Source organism: Martelella alba (genome assembly GCF_006516955.1).
Taxonomy (GTDB): Bacteria; Pseudomonadota; Alphaproteobacteria; order Rhizobiales; family Rhizobiaceae; genus Martelella; species Martelella alba.
On sequence record NZ_VHLG01000014.1, the window covers coordinates 100206 to 113815 of the forward strand.

Below are 13610 nucleotides of genomic sequence, written 5' to 3' on the forward strand. Positions count from 1 at the left end.
GGCATCCAGCCGACGCGCGTCCGCGCGGCGAAAGGCTCCTATAATCCAATGCCATAAAGAGCCTGGATCCCCGTGACGAGCACGGGGATGACGACGGAGGAGAGCTATCTTACCCGGTAAATTTGCTGGAGCGCGGGAAGCCCTTGGGCACGATGCGGCCCGCCATGGCGCGGTCGCCCATCCATTCAAGCAGTTCGTCCTTCGATCGCGTGTGGGTCCGCCCGGCGCTGTCACTCCATGTCAACCCGTCTGCCATGGCAAAGCATTTGGCATCCGAGAGACCGCCATCCTTGTAGCGCTGCAGGCGCACGCCCTTGCCGCGCGCCATTTCCGGCAGCTGCGCCAGCGGGAAAACCAGCATCTTGCGGTTTTCACCGATCACAGCCACATGATCACCGGAAACGGGTGCAGTGAGCTTCAACTCGGCTTTAGCGGAAAGGTTCATCACCTGCTTACCCTTACGGGTATTGGCAATCATCCCGTCCTCTTCGATAACGAAGCCAGAGCCTTCCGTCGATGCCAGCAGCAGCTTGCGGCCAGCCTCATGGACAAAGGCGGTCACGACGTCCTGGTCGGCCTCCATATCGACCATGATGCGCAGCGGCTCACCATGACCGCGCCCGCCGGGAAGCTTGTCGGCACCAAGCGTGAAGGCCTTGCCGCCGGTGGTCAGCACCACCAGCTTGTCCGTCGTCTGCGCCGGGAAGGCGATTTTCAGCTGATCCCCCTCCTTGAAGGAAAGCCCCGCCGTATCGACATGGCCCTTCAAGGCACGGATCCAGCCCTTTTCCGAGATGACGACCGTAATCGGTTCCTTCTCGATCATCGCCTGATGAATTGCAGCCTCGTCCGTTTCCGGCGCATCGGCAAAGGTCGAACGGCGGCGACCAAGCTCGGTTGCCTTGGCGAAGGTCTTCTTCACCTCGCTGATTTCCCAGCCGACCGTCTGCCACTGCTTCTCATCCGATCCAAGCAGCAGTTCGATCTCCGCCTTCTCCGCCGTCAGACCATCGAATTCCTTGCGGATTTCGAATTCCTCAAGCTTGCGCAGGGCTCTGAGCCGCATATTGAGGATCGCCTCGGCCTGAATGTCGGTGATCGAGAAGCGCTCCATCATCACCGCCTTGGGCTCGTCCTCTTCGCGGATGATACGGATCACCTCATCGAGATTGAGATAGGCAATGAGCAGACCGCCGAGAATTTCCAGCCGCCGGTCAATTGCCGCCAGCCGGTGACGCGAGCGGCGCAGCAGCACCTCGCGGCGGTGGCCGAGCCATTCACGCAGCACATCGACAAGGCCCATGACCTTCGGAACCTTGCCCTGCGACAGCACGTTCATATTCATCGAGAAGCGGCTTTCAAGCTCGGTCAGCTTGAACAGCGATTCCATCAGCAGTTCGGGATCGACCGTGCGCGTCTTCGGCACCAGCACGACGCGGATATCTTCCGCCGATTCATCCTGAATATCTTCCAGAAGCGGCAGCCGCTTGGCGATCAGCAGTTCTGCAATCTTCTCGATCAGACGCGATTTCTGCACCGAATAGGGAATTTCGGTGACGACGATCTGATAATTGCCGCGGCCGAGATCTTCCTTCTCCCAGCGGGCGCGCACGCGGAAACCACCGCGCCCCGTGCGATAAGTCTCGACCATGCTGTCGAAGCTCTCGACAATGATGCCGCCGGTCGGGAAATCCGGCCCCTGGATCATCTGCGCCTTCGGCCCTTCCTGGCCCGGCAGCGTCATGATGTCTTCGACACCGGCTTCGGGATGCTTGATCAGGTAGAGCGCGGCCTCACAAAGCTCATGCGCATTATGCGGCGCGATCGAGGTCGCCATGCCGACGGCAATACCGGAGGCGCCATTGGCCAGAAGGTTCGGGAAAGCACCGGGGAGCACGATTGGCTCATCGTCCTCCTCGTTATATGTCGGGCGGAAATCCACCGCGTCCTCGCCAATGCCTTCCAGCATCAGCGCCGCCACCTCGGTCATGCGTGCTTCGGTGTAACGCATGGCTGCAGCGCTATCACCATCGATATTGCCGAAATTGCCCTGACCATCGACCATCGGATAACGCTGGGCAAAATCCTGCGACAGACGCACCAGCGCGTCATAGATCGAGGCATCGCCATGCGGGTGAAACTTACCCATGACATCGCCGACGATACGGGCGCATTTCTTGTAGGCAGCGTTCGGCCGCACACCCATTTCACTCATGGCATGGATGATGCGGCGGTGAACGGGCTTCAGCCCGTCACGCACATCCGGCAAAGCCCGGTGCATAATGGTCGACAAGGCATAGGCAAGGTAACGCTCCTCGAGCGCCTTGCGCAGGTCGACCGGATCGATATTGTCACCACCATCAGGCGGAAGTAGATCTTTTCCCATAGAATTCTGTTAGACGATGCAAGGCAGCCGGGCAAGGCGGACAACGCACACTCCCCTTAAAAATCAGGGCATCCAGCGTGACTACGGCACCAGCAGACCTGCGTATCGCACATATTTGCCGCCCCCTTGCAAGGTGAGTTCTCAAGTTCCGGCAGATCTCATGTCACATTGGCTCAAACATGCTGCCCTCGCTGCGGCCAGGTTGGTCTCCTCGACGTCATGGCGGCACCCTATGATCAACCGCGCGAGGCAATCCCCAACGGCACCACCGCCGGAAGCCATTCCCGAATTGGCCGGCCTGTCGAACCAAGCATAACCGCCAGTAGCGCAGTGAAACCAGCCGGATGAAAGGCGAACCCTGGCTTGTTATACTATGCAGGGTTCGCTTTTCACGGCAGTTCCCGTTATAAGGATATCATGCTCGCGAATGCGAGAATGATTTGACGACGCCTCGGGCCGGAGAGTTTCATGAAGACCCATCACGCTTTGATCTTCACCGCCACGATACTGGCCATGCCGGTGCTGGCTGTTCCCGCCTATGCCGTCGACGGGGCCGACTTTCTGAAGAAACTCGATGCGGTGCAAACCGCCCAGTCAAGCCAGACTTTTACCTACTCCGCTATCGAGGAAGGTGCTGACAACACATTGGTGGTTCATGATTTTCTGCTGGCGCCATCACCAGACACAGCCAATGACGACAGCTTCAGTCAGGTCGCTCCGGTCGAACTCGTGGTAACCGGCCTGCGGGAAAATGCTGATGGCAGCTATGATGCCGATGCACTGAACCTGCCGGCAACCGAATTTGCCAATCGCGATACTCACATTCGCTTCACCGGACTGGCGCTCGGCAATATCCACGTACCGGCCGTTCCCTCGAGTGACAGTTTCAGTGGTCTCTTTCATGCAGACACCGCCAGTATGACCGGCATTGATGCTGATTATAAAGGCAAGCCAGTGCTTGCTATCGACAGTGTCGACAACAGCCAAGTCTATGACATGGATAGCCAGACGGTCCGTTTTTCCTGGCAGGCGGCCAATATCGCGCTCGACCTGAACCCCATTGACGAATTGAGCCCGACCCTCAGGGAACGGCTTCAAAAACTCGATCTGATGACAGCAAAGGCCAATCTCACATCCATCGGGACGTGGAACCTTGCAAGTGGCGAGTTGCAGCTTGAATCAGCCAAAGCCGATATCGACAATGTCGGCGAGATTGAAACCAGTGCCAACCTGATGGGCTTTTCGATGGATACGCTCGGTCAGCTTGACGAGCTGAAGGGACTGGCACTACCCAGCCAGGGCGGCGACAATGCGGCTGTTCAAAAGCAGGCCCAGTCACTCGTGCTGATGCAGAAATTTGCAGTCAGCTCGCTCTCGGTCCAGTTTACTGACGCCTCCATCACCAACCGCCTGCTGGAGATGCTGAGCGCCGAACAGGGCGAAAGCAAAGGCGCCCTGACGGAAAAACTGCGCAACACGCTGTCGGGTGCGATCGGCTATTTCAACTCTCCGCCATTGACCGCCATGGTCAACGGCGCAGCCGATGCCTATCTTGCCGATCCGAAATCGCTGGAAATCAAGATCCAGCCGCCCTCGGCGACCCCGATCTTCTCCGTGTTCCTCACCGGTCTTGCCGCGCCGCAGGCCCTGCCCGGCATGCTTGGCCTGTCAGTGGCAGCGAACCAGTAGCGCGACAGGTCCAGGTGATCAAAAAAGCAACGGTGTTATGGGGCAAGCACCGTTGCTTATACATTGAATGCCGGCGGTCTCCGCGAAGCGGAAGCCATGTCACGAAACATGATCAAAAGTGGATATTCAGGCGGAGAAACGCCCGGCATCCGCCCCATAATAATTGATATAGCGATCGGAAATGGCCGCAATCGGCAGCACCACCAGAACGTCGGTGGTGTTGAACGCATGGTCTATGACCGCTCCATCGCCGATCATAGCGCCAAGGCGCAAGTACCCCTTGATCAACGGCGGCAGCGACACAAGCGCCTTGCGATCATTGATGTCTTCAGCCGGCATGAAGTTCATGTCGACGGCCTGTTCAGCCTGTGCGGAAACCTGCCATTCACCAATCGCGCGCGCCTTGTGATAAAGAAAGGACAGCGCCAGGGCATGGTCTTTAGGATTTGCGCCGTGAAACGAAGCGCAGCCGAACATGGCACCGATATTGTGGCGCAGCGAATAGGCCCAGTTGCCTTGCCAAAGCAGCTCAACAGTGCGTTTTCCGCGATAGTTGGGCAAGACGCAGGAGCGGCCGAGTTCCATGAAGCGCATTCCCTCATGGCGCGCGATCAGCGGATCGATATCGAATTCCCCGCAGGAGTAAAATCCGCCGCTCGCCATGGCGACGTCATGGCGCAACAGACGATAGGTGGCGACGATCTGATCTTCCGTATCGCCTTCTATATTGCGATCGAGAACCAGCAGATGATCGCAGATCGCGTCCCAGCGATCAAAGTCCCGCTTGATCCGCATTGCCTCAGGCGGCAGCTGCGCCTGCATTTCCTCGACGAAAACGCGATAGCGCACGGACTGCGCAGCGTCGATCTCGCGGTCATTGGCGGCTAGCCGTGTCTCCAGCGATCCGATACGACCGAGAAGTTCGTTGCCTGCCTCGTCCTGCAAATGTCCGGCGGCGGCCCCCGCTTCAGCGGCGGGATGAATGTAGTCAAGCGCTTCAATGGTCATGAACTGGCCCGGAAGGTTGTCTTTATCGTTCATAAAGCACTTCTTTGCGACATGGTCGTGACACGCCCGGAAGAGCGGCAGCACGCTGGCACGGACGCCTTCTGCCCGCGATAGCGGAACGGACCTGTACCACCCTTCAAATGAAACTGACGGATTATATTACAGCAGCACCGATACACCGTCCACAATCATGGCGGGCCGTTGCCTTCGTACCGTGAGGCAAAACCAGTGTCAGCTTTCTTCTTTCGCGTTCTTCTTGCCCGAAAGGCCCAGCAGGAACTCATCCAGAAACACCAGAACGGCACCTATGGTGATGAAGCTGTCTGCCAGGTTGAAGACGGCGAAAGACCAGTTGCCGACGTGGAAGAGAACGTAATCAATGACATGGCCATAGACAAAGCGGTCAATGATATTGCCGAGCGCACCGGAAACGATCAGTGCCAGTCCGAGCTGCAGCAACGACCGCCTGGCATCACTGCGCCACCAGAACCAGCTGACAAAGGCAACGATGATGATGCGCGCGCCGACAATCAGATAACCGTTGGCATCGGAAAACATCGAAAAGGCAATGCCGAGATTATAGGTCCGGTAAAGCGCCAGAAAGGGCAGAACTTCGACCGCCCGATGAAAGGGCAGGAAATATTCCACAGCCGCCTTGATCATCTGGTCCAGTGCCACGGCGACAAAGACGAACAGAATGGCCACCGGCAGCCGTGACAGGGGAGAGACTTTCATCGGCGCGGCTCTCTTTCATCGAGCGTGAGAAGATGGCGGCGCGCCTCGAACAGCATGACACCTGTTGCAACGGCCAGATTGAGCGAATCGGCCAGTCCAGCCTGCGGGATACGCACCAGAGCCCCTGCCCCATCGGCCAGAAGATCGGGCAAGCCCTGCTGCTCATTGCCCATCAGAAGCACGACGGGACGCCCCGAATAGTCGACCGTGCGGTAATCAACAGAACCGGCCAGATGCGTTGCGACAACATGCGCATTCGTCTTCTTCGACCAGGCAAGAAAGGCCTCCGGCGATGTCCTCGACACCGGCACGGCAAAGACAGAGCCCATCGTCGCCCTGACCGTCTCGATGGAAAAGGGATCCGTGGTATCGCCGATCAGAATGACGCCGGCCGCACCGGCCGCGTCGGCAGTGCGGATGATGGTGCCGAGATTGCCGGGATCGCGCACCCGGTCCAGCGCCACATAGGTATCGCCATCCCTGGGGTGGATCGCTTCAAGCGGCTGATAGCGGCTCTCGAAAATGCCGACCACCATCTGCGGATTATCACGCCGGGTAATAGCTGACAGGACCTTTTCGGAAACCTCCAGAACCAGCCCACCAGACGCGACCGTGCGCGCAGCAGCACGTTCCACCGGTGCCTTGCCCTTAGCCGCCTTGGCATAGATCAGCGTGCGGATCGACCAGCCCAGCTCCAGCGCATCGATCACGAGCTTCAGCCCTTCGGCAAGGAAAGTGCCGCTCTCCTCGCGGTGCTTCTTCTGCGACAGCGCCCGGATATCCTTGATAATCGGATTGGCAAGGCTTGTCACTTCCTTGACCTGACCGACCCGCGGGGTCCTTCGTGTATCAAATCCGTCAATCATCGGGGTAACCACCGCGCATAAAGAGAGGTCGAAAGCGCCCTGCCCGTCTCACTGCCATCAAGGCCGCCTTCGCGGAGCACCAGTTCACCGGATTCGACAACGCCGCCAAAGCCGCGCATCGTTTCCATCATCAGCTCATGGATCGAATAAAAGCTGGCGCGAATCGAATAGGCCGTCAGGACAAGGCCAATGCCATCCGGCTTCATGATTTCACGGCACAGATCCAGCATGCGCGGCAAATGCTCAAACAGCTGCCAGACCTCCCCATTGGGTCCCCGGCCGAATTTGGGCGGATCGGTGAGGATGATATCGTAGCGATTGCCGCGCCGAACCTCGCGTTCGATGAATTTCATCGCATCATCGCATATCCAGCGGATCGGCCGATCCTCTAGCCCTGCCAGCGCCTGGTTTTCCCGCGCCCAGCCAATCGCTTTCTTAGATGCATCGACATGGGTCACCTCTGCGCCAGCCCGCGCAGCGACCAGCGAGGCAACGCCGGTATAACCGAACAGGTTCAAGACCCTGACCGGTGCCCCGCCCTTCGCCTTGATGATCGCATCCTGCATCCAGCTCCAGTGAGCAACCTGCTCCGGGAACACGCCAACATGGCGGAAGGATGTGAAACGGCCGAGAAAATCAACATCCAGAAGCCGCATCGGCCAAACCTCGCCAAGCGCGCCCTTTGGGAAGCGCCAGCGCCCCATGCCATCTTCATCGGTATCGCCAGTGAAAACGGCATCGACATTTTCCCAGGTCGCGGCATCAAGAAGCGGTGGCCAGAGCGCCTGCGCTTCCGGGCGCACAATCCGGTATGGACCATATTGCTCGAGTTTCAGACCATGGCCACTGTCCACCAGATGGAACTGCCCGGCCGCTTTCGATTCAAGAATGACGGGGATGCGCTCCGCAGGCCGCGCGCCCGGCTTCAGAGCAATCCATTCAATCGGCTGGGCTGCGGCGGCCTCCCTTGGTGCCGCCTGCGGGCGGCCTTTCGGCCGTCCTTCATCGCTCCGCGCAGACGTTTTGCGCTGATTGGGCTTGCGCGACGCCTCTACCGGCCGCTCCGGCCGCACCCGCCTGTTTTTTTTTGTTGGTTTCATCAAACCGGATCACGCTTCCTGCAATTCGAAACTGCCTGCAATTCAAGACTGAATGGCCGAATAGCATCCCCGAACGCCAAGCGAAAGAGCGTGATCACGATTGCCAGGATCGCCAGACCCGCATCAGGGTGCGGGCAGCTTCTCCGCCGTTGACGTCAGCCCGGCAATCTCGTCGGCACGGCTCTTCTGCTTGTCTGCTTCGCTTTGCCAGGCAACCGCCTCGCGCCGATGGCTCTTGGCGCGTTTGCGATGCTTGCCTTGCGAAAACCAGGTGGCAAGCGAACCGGCAACAAGGCCGATAATGAAGGCAATGAGGAGATAGACGAAGAAGGGCGCCGTTACAGACAGCACCTTGTCTGCCGGATCAAACGGATTGAGCGCCAGGGAAACCGGAGTACGATTGGCAACCGAAAACAGCACCAGAAGAATGCCGAGCGGCAAAAGAATGATGAAATTGATCAGCTTTCTGCCCATGCCAAAACCTCACATGCCATTCAAAATGCAACGCCCGCGACACAGCCGCGCGCCTGCCTCCGCACAAGCCTGAATGCTCAATCGTCTTCATCGGCCTGATCGGGATTGAGACGCTCACGCAACTCCTTCCCGGTCTTGAAGAAGGGAACCCACTTCTCCTCAACGAAAACCGTGTCGCCTGTGCGCGGGTTACGCCCGGAACGGGACGGCCTGTTCTTCACCGAGAATGCACCGAAACCGCGCAGCTCGACCCTGTTTCCGGCGGCAAGCGCGTCGGCAATCTCATCGAGAATGGCGTTGACAATATTTTCCACATCCCGGTGATAAAGATGCGGATTGCGCGAAGCGACGATCTGAACCAATTCGGATTTAATCACGCTGTTCCCCTCAAGGCGTTGATTACCAATTATTTTGCCAGACGGAAACAAGCCCGTCAACGAAGCCGGCCCCCTTTCCGGGGTACTCGCCTACAAGCGATCCCAAGCCAGCCTTTTGCAACAGAAAAACAGCTGCATTGGCCATATTCAGATCGAACCCATCATTGTTTATGTCATCCCAGGATTCAATATCAAGATTTTCCGGCACATCTCGTTCGTGAAGATAGGCAAGAATGTCCTTTTGGCCGCCAACTGCGTCAATCAGTCCGTCTTCGACAGCCTGACGCCCGGTGACGATGCGGCCATCGGCAAGGGCCAGCGCCTTTTCTCGCGGCATATCGCGCCGCTCGGCGACCAGATCGACAAACCAGTTATAGCTGTCGGAAACAACCGAGCCCAGCATGGCTCTGACCTGAGGTGTTGCCGCATCGAAGGGCAACGGCTCTGCCTTCATCGGCGCAGATTTGACCGTGCCCATGGTCACGCCGATCTTGTCGAGCAATTCCTTGGCCTGGGGATACATGAACAAAACGCCGATGGAGCCGGTGATCGATGTTTCGCCGGCAAAGATGCGGTCACCCGCAAGCGCAATCATGTAGCCAGCTGACGCCGCTTCGGTGCGGATATCGGCAACAACCGGCTTCTTTTCTGCAACAGCACGCAGCGCCTTATAGATTCGTTCGCCGCCATAGGTACTGCCACCGCCCGTCGACAGAGAAACAATCAGCGCTTTCACACGGGTATCGTCGCCGATATCTTCGATCTTCTGCAAGAGCGCCGGATCATCAACGATCATGCCGGAAATCGTCAGTTCAGCAATATGGGGCCGCGTCAGCACCCGCGCAGCATCCGGCCCCATGATGAAACGATAGCCCCCCAGAATCACGACAGCCACAAGAATGAGGGTCACGGCACGCCACCATGTCAGACGACGGCGAAGCCTCCGGCGCTCCAAAATCGCTGAAATCGTCAATACGGCCCCCTAAATCTGCATTTATGAAAATTTCGAGTGACTTATCACTTGCCACGGGCGCAGAACATAATCAATTTTCTAAATAGAATGTAAGGTCAAATTCGATATTGCCATCATGGAGACACTTTGACGCCACGAGGTCGAACGAAGTCGTCGCTAAGGACGATCGCAATCATAGCAGCGGACAGATCGCGGTCAGGCCGGGAAGACAGAAATGACAGATGCAAGCTACGGCCATACGGACACAGGTGCTGAGCAGTTCCGGAAAAATCTGGCCCGACAGAACGCACGGAATTATCGCATCGCCACCCGTCACTCAAGACGCGTGCGCTATCTGAAATTCTTGTTGCCGCTGCTTGCCCTCGTGATCTCACTCGGACTTGTTGGCTTCACTGTGATTCGCGCCATGGTACCGGAACAGTTGTCGCTCGATTCGGCAACGGTCGAAAACGGCATGATCGTCATGACCAATCCCGGGATTTCAGGCCGCAACAGCAACGGCATTCAATATACGCTAAACGCCGAGCGGGCACTGCAGCCGATTGACAACCAGAACAAGGTCATCCTCGAAAAGATCAAGGCAGCCGTGCCGATTGACAGCACCACGACGGCACGTGTGACCGCGCAAAGCGCCATCTATGATCGCCTGAATGACCGGCTGAACATCAATGACCCCTTCACATTGCGTCTTTCAAACGGCCTGACTGCAGACTTCAATTCCGCCTTCATCGATATCAAGGCGGGTGAACTCAAGAGCGATACACCTGTCTCTATTACCGCAAGCCAGGCAACACTGGTTGCACAAAATGTCAATATCACCGATAACGGCAGGAGTATCGACTTCGGCGGCGGCGTTCATGTCGTCCTGAACCCCACGGCACTCACCACAGCCGAACAATGAGGTTATTCATGCTGGCTTTGCGTTCCGGAAAATGCCTTTCCGAAGGGATCGTCGCTCTCTGTTTGACGTCAGCTCTGGCGATTGGCACCGCAGCACCTGCCTTTGCGCAAAGCTCGACGATGGAAGGCTTCAAGCTCGCCAACGACCAACCCATCAACATCACCTCCAAGGATGCGCATGTGGATGACAAGACGAAGAACATCGTCTTTTCCGGCGATGTTGTTGCCATCCAGGGCGACAACAAGGTGCAGGCATCGAAGATGATCGTCAAATATAAGGGCGGCTCGACCGGCATCGCGTCGGGCAGCGGTGATCTGGAACGTATCGATCTGGAAGACAATGTTCAGGTGAATTCGAAAACCCAGCAGGCCACTGCCGATACCGGCTATTTCGACATGGTGTCGCAGCAGATCGTACTGGAAGGCAAGAAGGTCGTCCTCACCGAGGGCAAGAACGTCTTTGTCGGCTGCAAGCTTACCGTCGATATGGTGACGAGCGAGGCCCATCTTGATGCCTGTGGCGGTCGCGTGCAGATCCAGCTCGACCCCAAATCGCAGAAATCCAACTGATCAGCCCGGAGTAACGACGTGAAAAGCGTTCAGCAAAGCGCAGACGCCCGTCGACGGCGATACCAGGATGCTTCAGGTGGTGGCGCAAACATCTCCGATGAGCGCTATATGGGCACATTGATCGCACGCGGGCTGACGAAATCCTATCGCCAGCGGCGTGTCGTCAACGGCGTTTCACTGGTGGTCAGGCGCGGTGAAGCCGTCGGGCTGCTTGGCCCGAATGGCGCTGGAAAAACCACCTGCTTTTACATGATTACCGGCCTCATTCCGGTCGACCAGGGCGCCATTGCGCTGGACGGCCACGACGTCACACGGTTGCCCATGTACCGCCGCGCCCGTCTCGGCGTCGGTTACCTGCCTCAGGAGGCCTCCATTTTTCGAGGTCTGACGGTGGAAGAAAACATCATGGCCGTTCTGGAGCTGACGGACCTGAAGAAGAAGGCACGCAAGGAAAAGGCCGAGCAGCTGATGGAGGAATTCTCCATAACACGCCTCCGCAAATCACCCGCAGTCGCGCTTTCAGGCGGCGAGCGCCGCCGTCTTGAGATCGCCCGCGCCCTTGCCACTGATCCAACCTTCATGCTGCTCGATGAACCCTTTGCCGGTGTTGACCCGATTTCCGTCTCCGATATCCAGAATCTTGTTCGCCATCTGACCCAGCGCGGCATCGGCGTACTGATCACGGATCACAATGTGCGCGAGACGCTTGGCCTGATCGACCGCGCCTATATCATTCATGCGGGCGAAGTACTGACCCATGGCAAAGCAGACGATGTCGTCAACAACAACGATGTGCGCCGCCTGTATCTGGGCGACAATTTTACGCTCTAAACCCGACAAATCCGCTTTTTCGCGTCGGATATAGCTTGCCGCTTGACCGGATGATTGTTTTCAAGCAATTTTTGGGCCAGATAAAACACATTCGGCTCACAATCGTATGATTGGTCGTTGGTCGGGGGAATGTCCGTATGGCTCTCAGTGCCAGCCTTTATCTGCGTCAGAACCAGTCGCTGGTGATGACGCCACAGCTCATGCAGTCGATCCAGCTCTTGCAGATGACGCATCTGGAGCTAACGCAATTCATTGCGCGGGAAATTGAAAGCAACCCCCTGCTCGAGACAGCACCATCCGATGACGGGAGCGGTGATGGCGCAGCTGATGAACAAGCGCACGGCGAAACTGAGAATGATGCGCTGTCCGGCGACTGGTATGGCGATGATAACGCAGCAAGCCAGGCTGTTCTGGCGGATCAGCTCGACAGCAATTTCTCCGAAAGCTATTCAGACGAAGGCCAGGGCGAACAGCGTCAATCCTCTGAAGCCATGAGCCAGTGGAAATCCATGACCACGGGGACGTCCGGCGACGAGCCGTTCGATCTCGATGATTTTGTCGCCTCCCGCCCCTGCCTCAGGGACCACCTTACCGACCAGATCGCACTGACATTCCGCGCCCATCGTTCGCAGGCGATTGCCCGTTACCTGATCGACTATCTCGACGAGGCCGGCTATTTCCTCACCCCGCTTGAAGAAATCGCCCCGCGCATCAACGTGTCCGTCGATGACCTCAAGCCCGTTCTGACAACACTTCAGACCCTGGACCCGCCCGGCATTTTCGCGACCTCGCTCAGCGACTGCCTGAAGCGCCAGCTGCAACAGAAAGACCGGCTCGATCCGGCCATGCTTGGCCTGGTTGAAAATCTGGATCTGGTGGCTCGCCGCGACTTCACCAGGCTCAAAAAGCTCTGCGGCGTCAATGATGACGATATTCTCGACATGATCCGTGAGGTCCGCGCGCTCAACCCCAAGCCGGGCAGCACCTATATCCTGCAGCCGCCAGAATCGGTTCTGCCTGACGTGATCGTCACGAAAGACCTTCAGGATGGCTGGAGAGTTGAACTGAATCAGGACACATTACCGCGCGTTCTGGTCAACAGGGACTATCTCGCCAGCATCAAGACCGGCGGCATCATGTCCGATGCCGACCAGACTTTCCTGAATACCTGCCTGCAGAATGCCAACTGGCTGACCCGCAGCCTCGATCAGCGGGCCCGCACCATTCTCAAGGTCGCAAGCGAGATCGTCCGGCAGCAGGAAGCTTTTTTAAAGTTGGGTGTAGACCATCTACGCCCGCTGACGCTCAAGACCGTCGCCGCCGCCATCGACATGCACGAATCAACCGTGAGCCGGGTCACAACCAACAAATTCATGCTGACACCGCGCGGTCTTTTCGAACTGAAATACTTCTTCACAGTTTCGATCGGATCGACCGAGGATGATGGCGCCAATCGCTCGGCGGAAGCCGTACGACATCGCATCCGCCAGCTGATCGCCGCCGAAACGGCAGAAACCGTTTTGTCGGATGACGACATCGTCTCGACGCTGAAATCAGAAGGAACGGACCTGGCTCGCCGCACGGTTGCAAAATATCGCGAGGCGATGAACATCCCCTCATCGGTTCAGCGCCGACGTGAAAAACGCGCAATGGCACGCGTTTCAGGACTCTAGCCCCAGGAAAAACGGTCTGCGAAAAGAG

At 57.7% G+C, this 13610-nt stretch carries 12 protein-coding genes and 1 pseudogene; 5 read left to right on the plus strand and 8 right to left on the minus strand.

Going from position 1 to position 13610, the window contains the following annotated elements; all coding sequences use genetic code 11:
• Window positions 1-109: 109 nt before the first annotated feature.
• Window positions 110-2386, minus strand: coding sequence for a DNA topoisomerase IV subunit A (gene parC, locus FJU08_RS18660; RefSeq protein ID WP_141150562.1), 2277 nt, complete (start codon window positions 2384-2386; stop codon window positions 110-112).
• Between the two features lie 468 nt (window positions 2387-2854).
• Between parC and FJU08_RS18665 the strand changes: the two genes are divergently transcribed.
• Window positions 2855-4075, plus strand: coding sequence for a hypothetical protein (locus tag FJU08_RS18665; protein ID WP_141150563.1), 1221 nt, complete (start codon window positions 2855-2857; stop codon window positions 4073-4075).
• Window positions 4076-4201: 126 nt separating this feature from the next.
• Here FJU08_RS18665 and olsB read toward each other — a convergent pair whose 3' ends face one another.
• The 7 genes from olsB to sppA all read right to left on the minus strand — a co-directional run bounded on the left by olsB (window position 4202) and on the right by sppA (window position 9608).
• Window positions 4202-5083 carry a l-ornithine N(alpha)-acyltransferase gene (gene olsB, locus FJU08_RS18670; protein ID WP_141150595.1) on the minus strand — a complete coding sequence of 294 codons (882 nt, stop codon included), beginning with the start codon at window positions 5081-5083 and terminating at the stop codon, window positions 4202-4204.
• A 231-nt stretch (window positions 5084-5314) separates the two neighbouring features.
• Window positions 5315-5818: a signal peptidase II gene (gene lspA / locus FJU08_RS18675; protein ID WP_141150564.1), complete on the minus strand. Its 504-nt coding sequence runs from the start codon at window positions 5816-5818 to the stop codon at window positions 5315-5317.
• Window positions 5815-6684: a TrmH family RNA methyltransferase gene (locus tag FJU08_RS18680; protein ID WP_141150565.1), complete on the minus strand. Its 870-nt coding sequence runs from the start codon at window positions 6682-6684 to the stop codon at window positions 5815-5817. The genes lspA and FJU08_RS18680 overlap by 4 nt, the downstream gene beginning before the upstream one ends.
• Complete coding sequence (locus FJU08_RS18685) at window positions 6681-7784, minus strand: class I SAM-dependent methyltransferase (protein ID WP_141150566.1); 1104 nt, start codon at window positions 7782-7784, stop codon at window positions 6681-6683. The genes FJU08_RS18680 and FJU08_RS18685 overlap by 4 nt, the downstream gene beginning before the upstream one ends.
• Before the next feature lie 123 nt (window positions 7785-7907).
• On the minus strand, window positions 7908-8258 hold the full coding sequence (locus tag FJU08_RS18690; RefSeq protein WP_141150567.1) for a LapA family protein: 351 nt from the start codon (window positions 8256-8258) through the stop codon (window positions 7908-7910).
• Between the two features lie 77 nt (window positions 8259-8335).
• Window positions 8336-8635 (minus strand): integration host factor subunit beta, encoded by a 300-nt coding sequence (locus FJU08_RS18695; RefSeq protein ID WP_141150568.1) that lies wholly within the window; start codon window positions 8633-8635, stop codon window positions 8336-8338.
• Window positions 8636-8657: 22 nt separating this feature from the next.
• Window positions 8658-9608, minus strand: coding sequence for a signal peptide peptidase SppA (gene sppA, locus FJU08_RS18700; RefSeq protein ID WP_407943726.1), 951 nt, complete (start codon window positions 9606-9608; stop codon window positions 8658-8660).
• A gap of 214 nt (window positions 9609-9822) precedes the next feature.
• Between sppA and lptC the strand changes: the two genes are divergently transcribed.
• From lptC to rpoN, 4 genes and pseudogenes are all read left to right on the plus strand, one after another.
• Window positions 9823-10509 (plus strand): LPS export ABC transporter periplasmic protein LptC, encoded by a 687-nt coding sequence (gene lptC, locus FJU08_RS18705; protein ID WP_141150570.1) that lies wholly within the window; start codon window positions 9823-9825, stop codon window positions 10507-10509.
• Between the two features lie 8 nt (window positions 10510-10517).
• The gene (locus FJU08_RS18710) at window positions 10518-11078 is read left to right on the plus strand and encodes an LptA/OstA family protein (RefSeq protein WP_141150571.1); all 561 of its coding nucleotides are present in this window, start codon (window positions 10518-10520) and stop codon (window positions 11076-11078) included.
• Between the two features lie 102 nt (window positions 11079-11180).
• Window positions 11181-11909: pseudogene (gene lptB, locus FJU08_RS18715) on the plus strand (LPS export ABC transporter ATP-binding protein); the annotation flags it as partial.
• Window positions 11910-12046: 137 nt separating this feature from the next.
• Window positions 12047-13582 carry an RNA polymerase factor sigma-54 gene (gene rpoN / locus FJU08_RS18720; RefSeq protein WP_141150572.1) on the plus strand — a complete coding sequence of 512 codons (1536 nt, stop codon included), beginning with the start codon at window positions 12047-12049 and terminating at the stop codon, window positions 13580-13582.
• Window positions 13583-13610: the final 28 nt, after the last annotated feature.

Excerpts from the sequence above, each read along its gene's own strand:
- parC (WP_141150562.1), bottom strand. The coding sequence starts at position 2,386 with ATGGGAAAAGATCTACTTCCGCCTGATGGTGGTGACAATATCGATCCG.
- FJU08_RS18665 (WP_141150563.1), top strand. The coding sequence starts at position 2,855 with ATGAAGACCCATCACGCTTTGATCTTCACCGCCACGATACTGGCCATG.
- olsB (WP_141150595.1), bottom strand. The coding sequence starts at position 5,083 with ATGACCATTGAAGCGCTTGACTACATTCATCCCGCCGCTGAAGCGGGG.
- lspA (WP_141150564.1), bottom strand. The coding sequence starts at position 5,818 with ATGAAAGTCTCTCCCCTGTCACGGCTGCCGGTGGCCATTCTGTTCGTC.
- FJU08_RS18680 (WP_141150565.1), bottom strand. The coding sequence starts at position 6,684 with ATGATTGACGGATTTGATACACGAAGGACCCCGCGGGTCGGTCAGGTC.
- FJU08_RS18685 (WP_141150566.1), bottom strand. The coding sequence starts at position 7,784 with ATGAAACCAACAAAAAAAAACAGGCGGGTGCGGCCGGAGCGGCCGGTA.
- FJU08_RS18690 (WP_141150567.1), bottom strand. The coding sequence starts at position 8,258 with ATGGGCAGAAAGCTGATCAATTTCATCATTCTTTTGCCGCTCGGCATT.
- lptC (WP_141150570.1), top strand. The coding sequence starts at position 9,823 with ATGACAGATGCAAGCTACGGCCATACGGACACAGGTGCTGAGCAGTTC.
- FJU08_RS18710 (WP_141150571.1), top strand. The coding sequence starts at position 10,518 with ATGCTGGCTTTGCGTTCCGGAAAATGCCTTTCCGAAGGGATCGTCGCT.
- rpoN (WP_141150572.1), top strand. The coding sequence starts at position 12,047 with ATGGCTCTCAGTGCCAGCCTTTATCTGCGTCAGAACCAGTCGCTGGTG.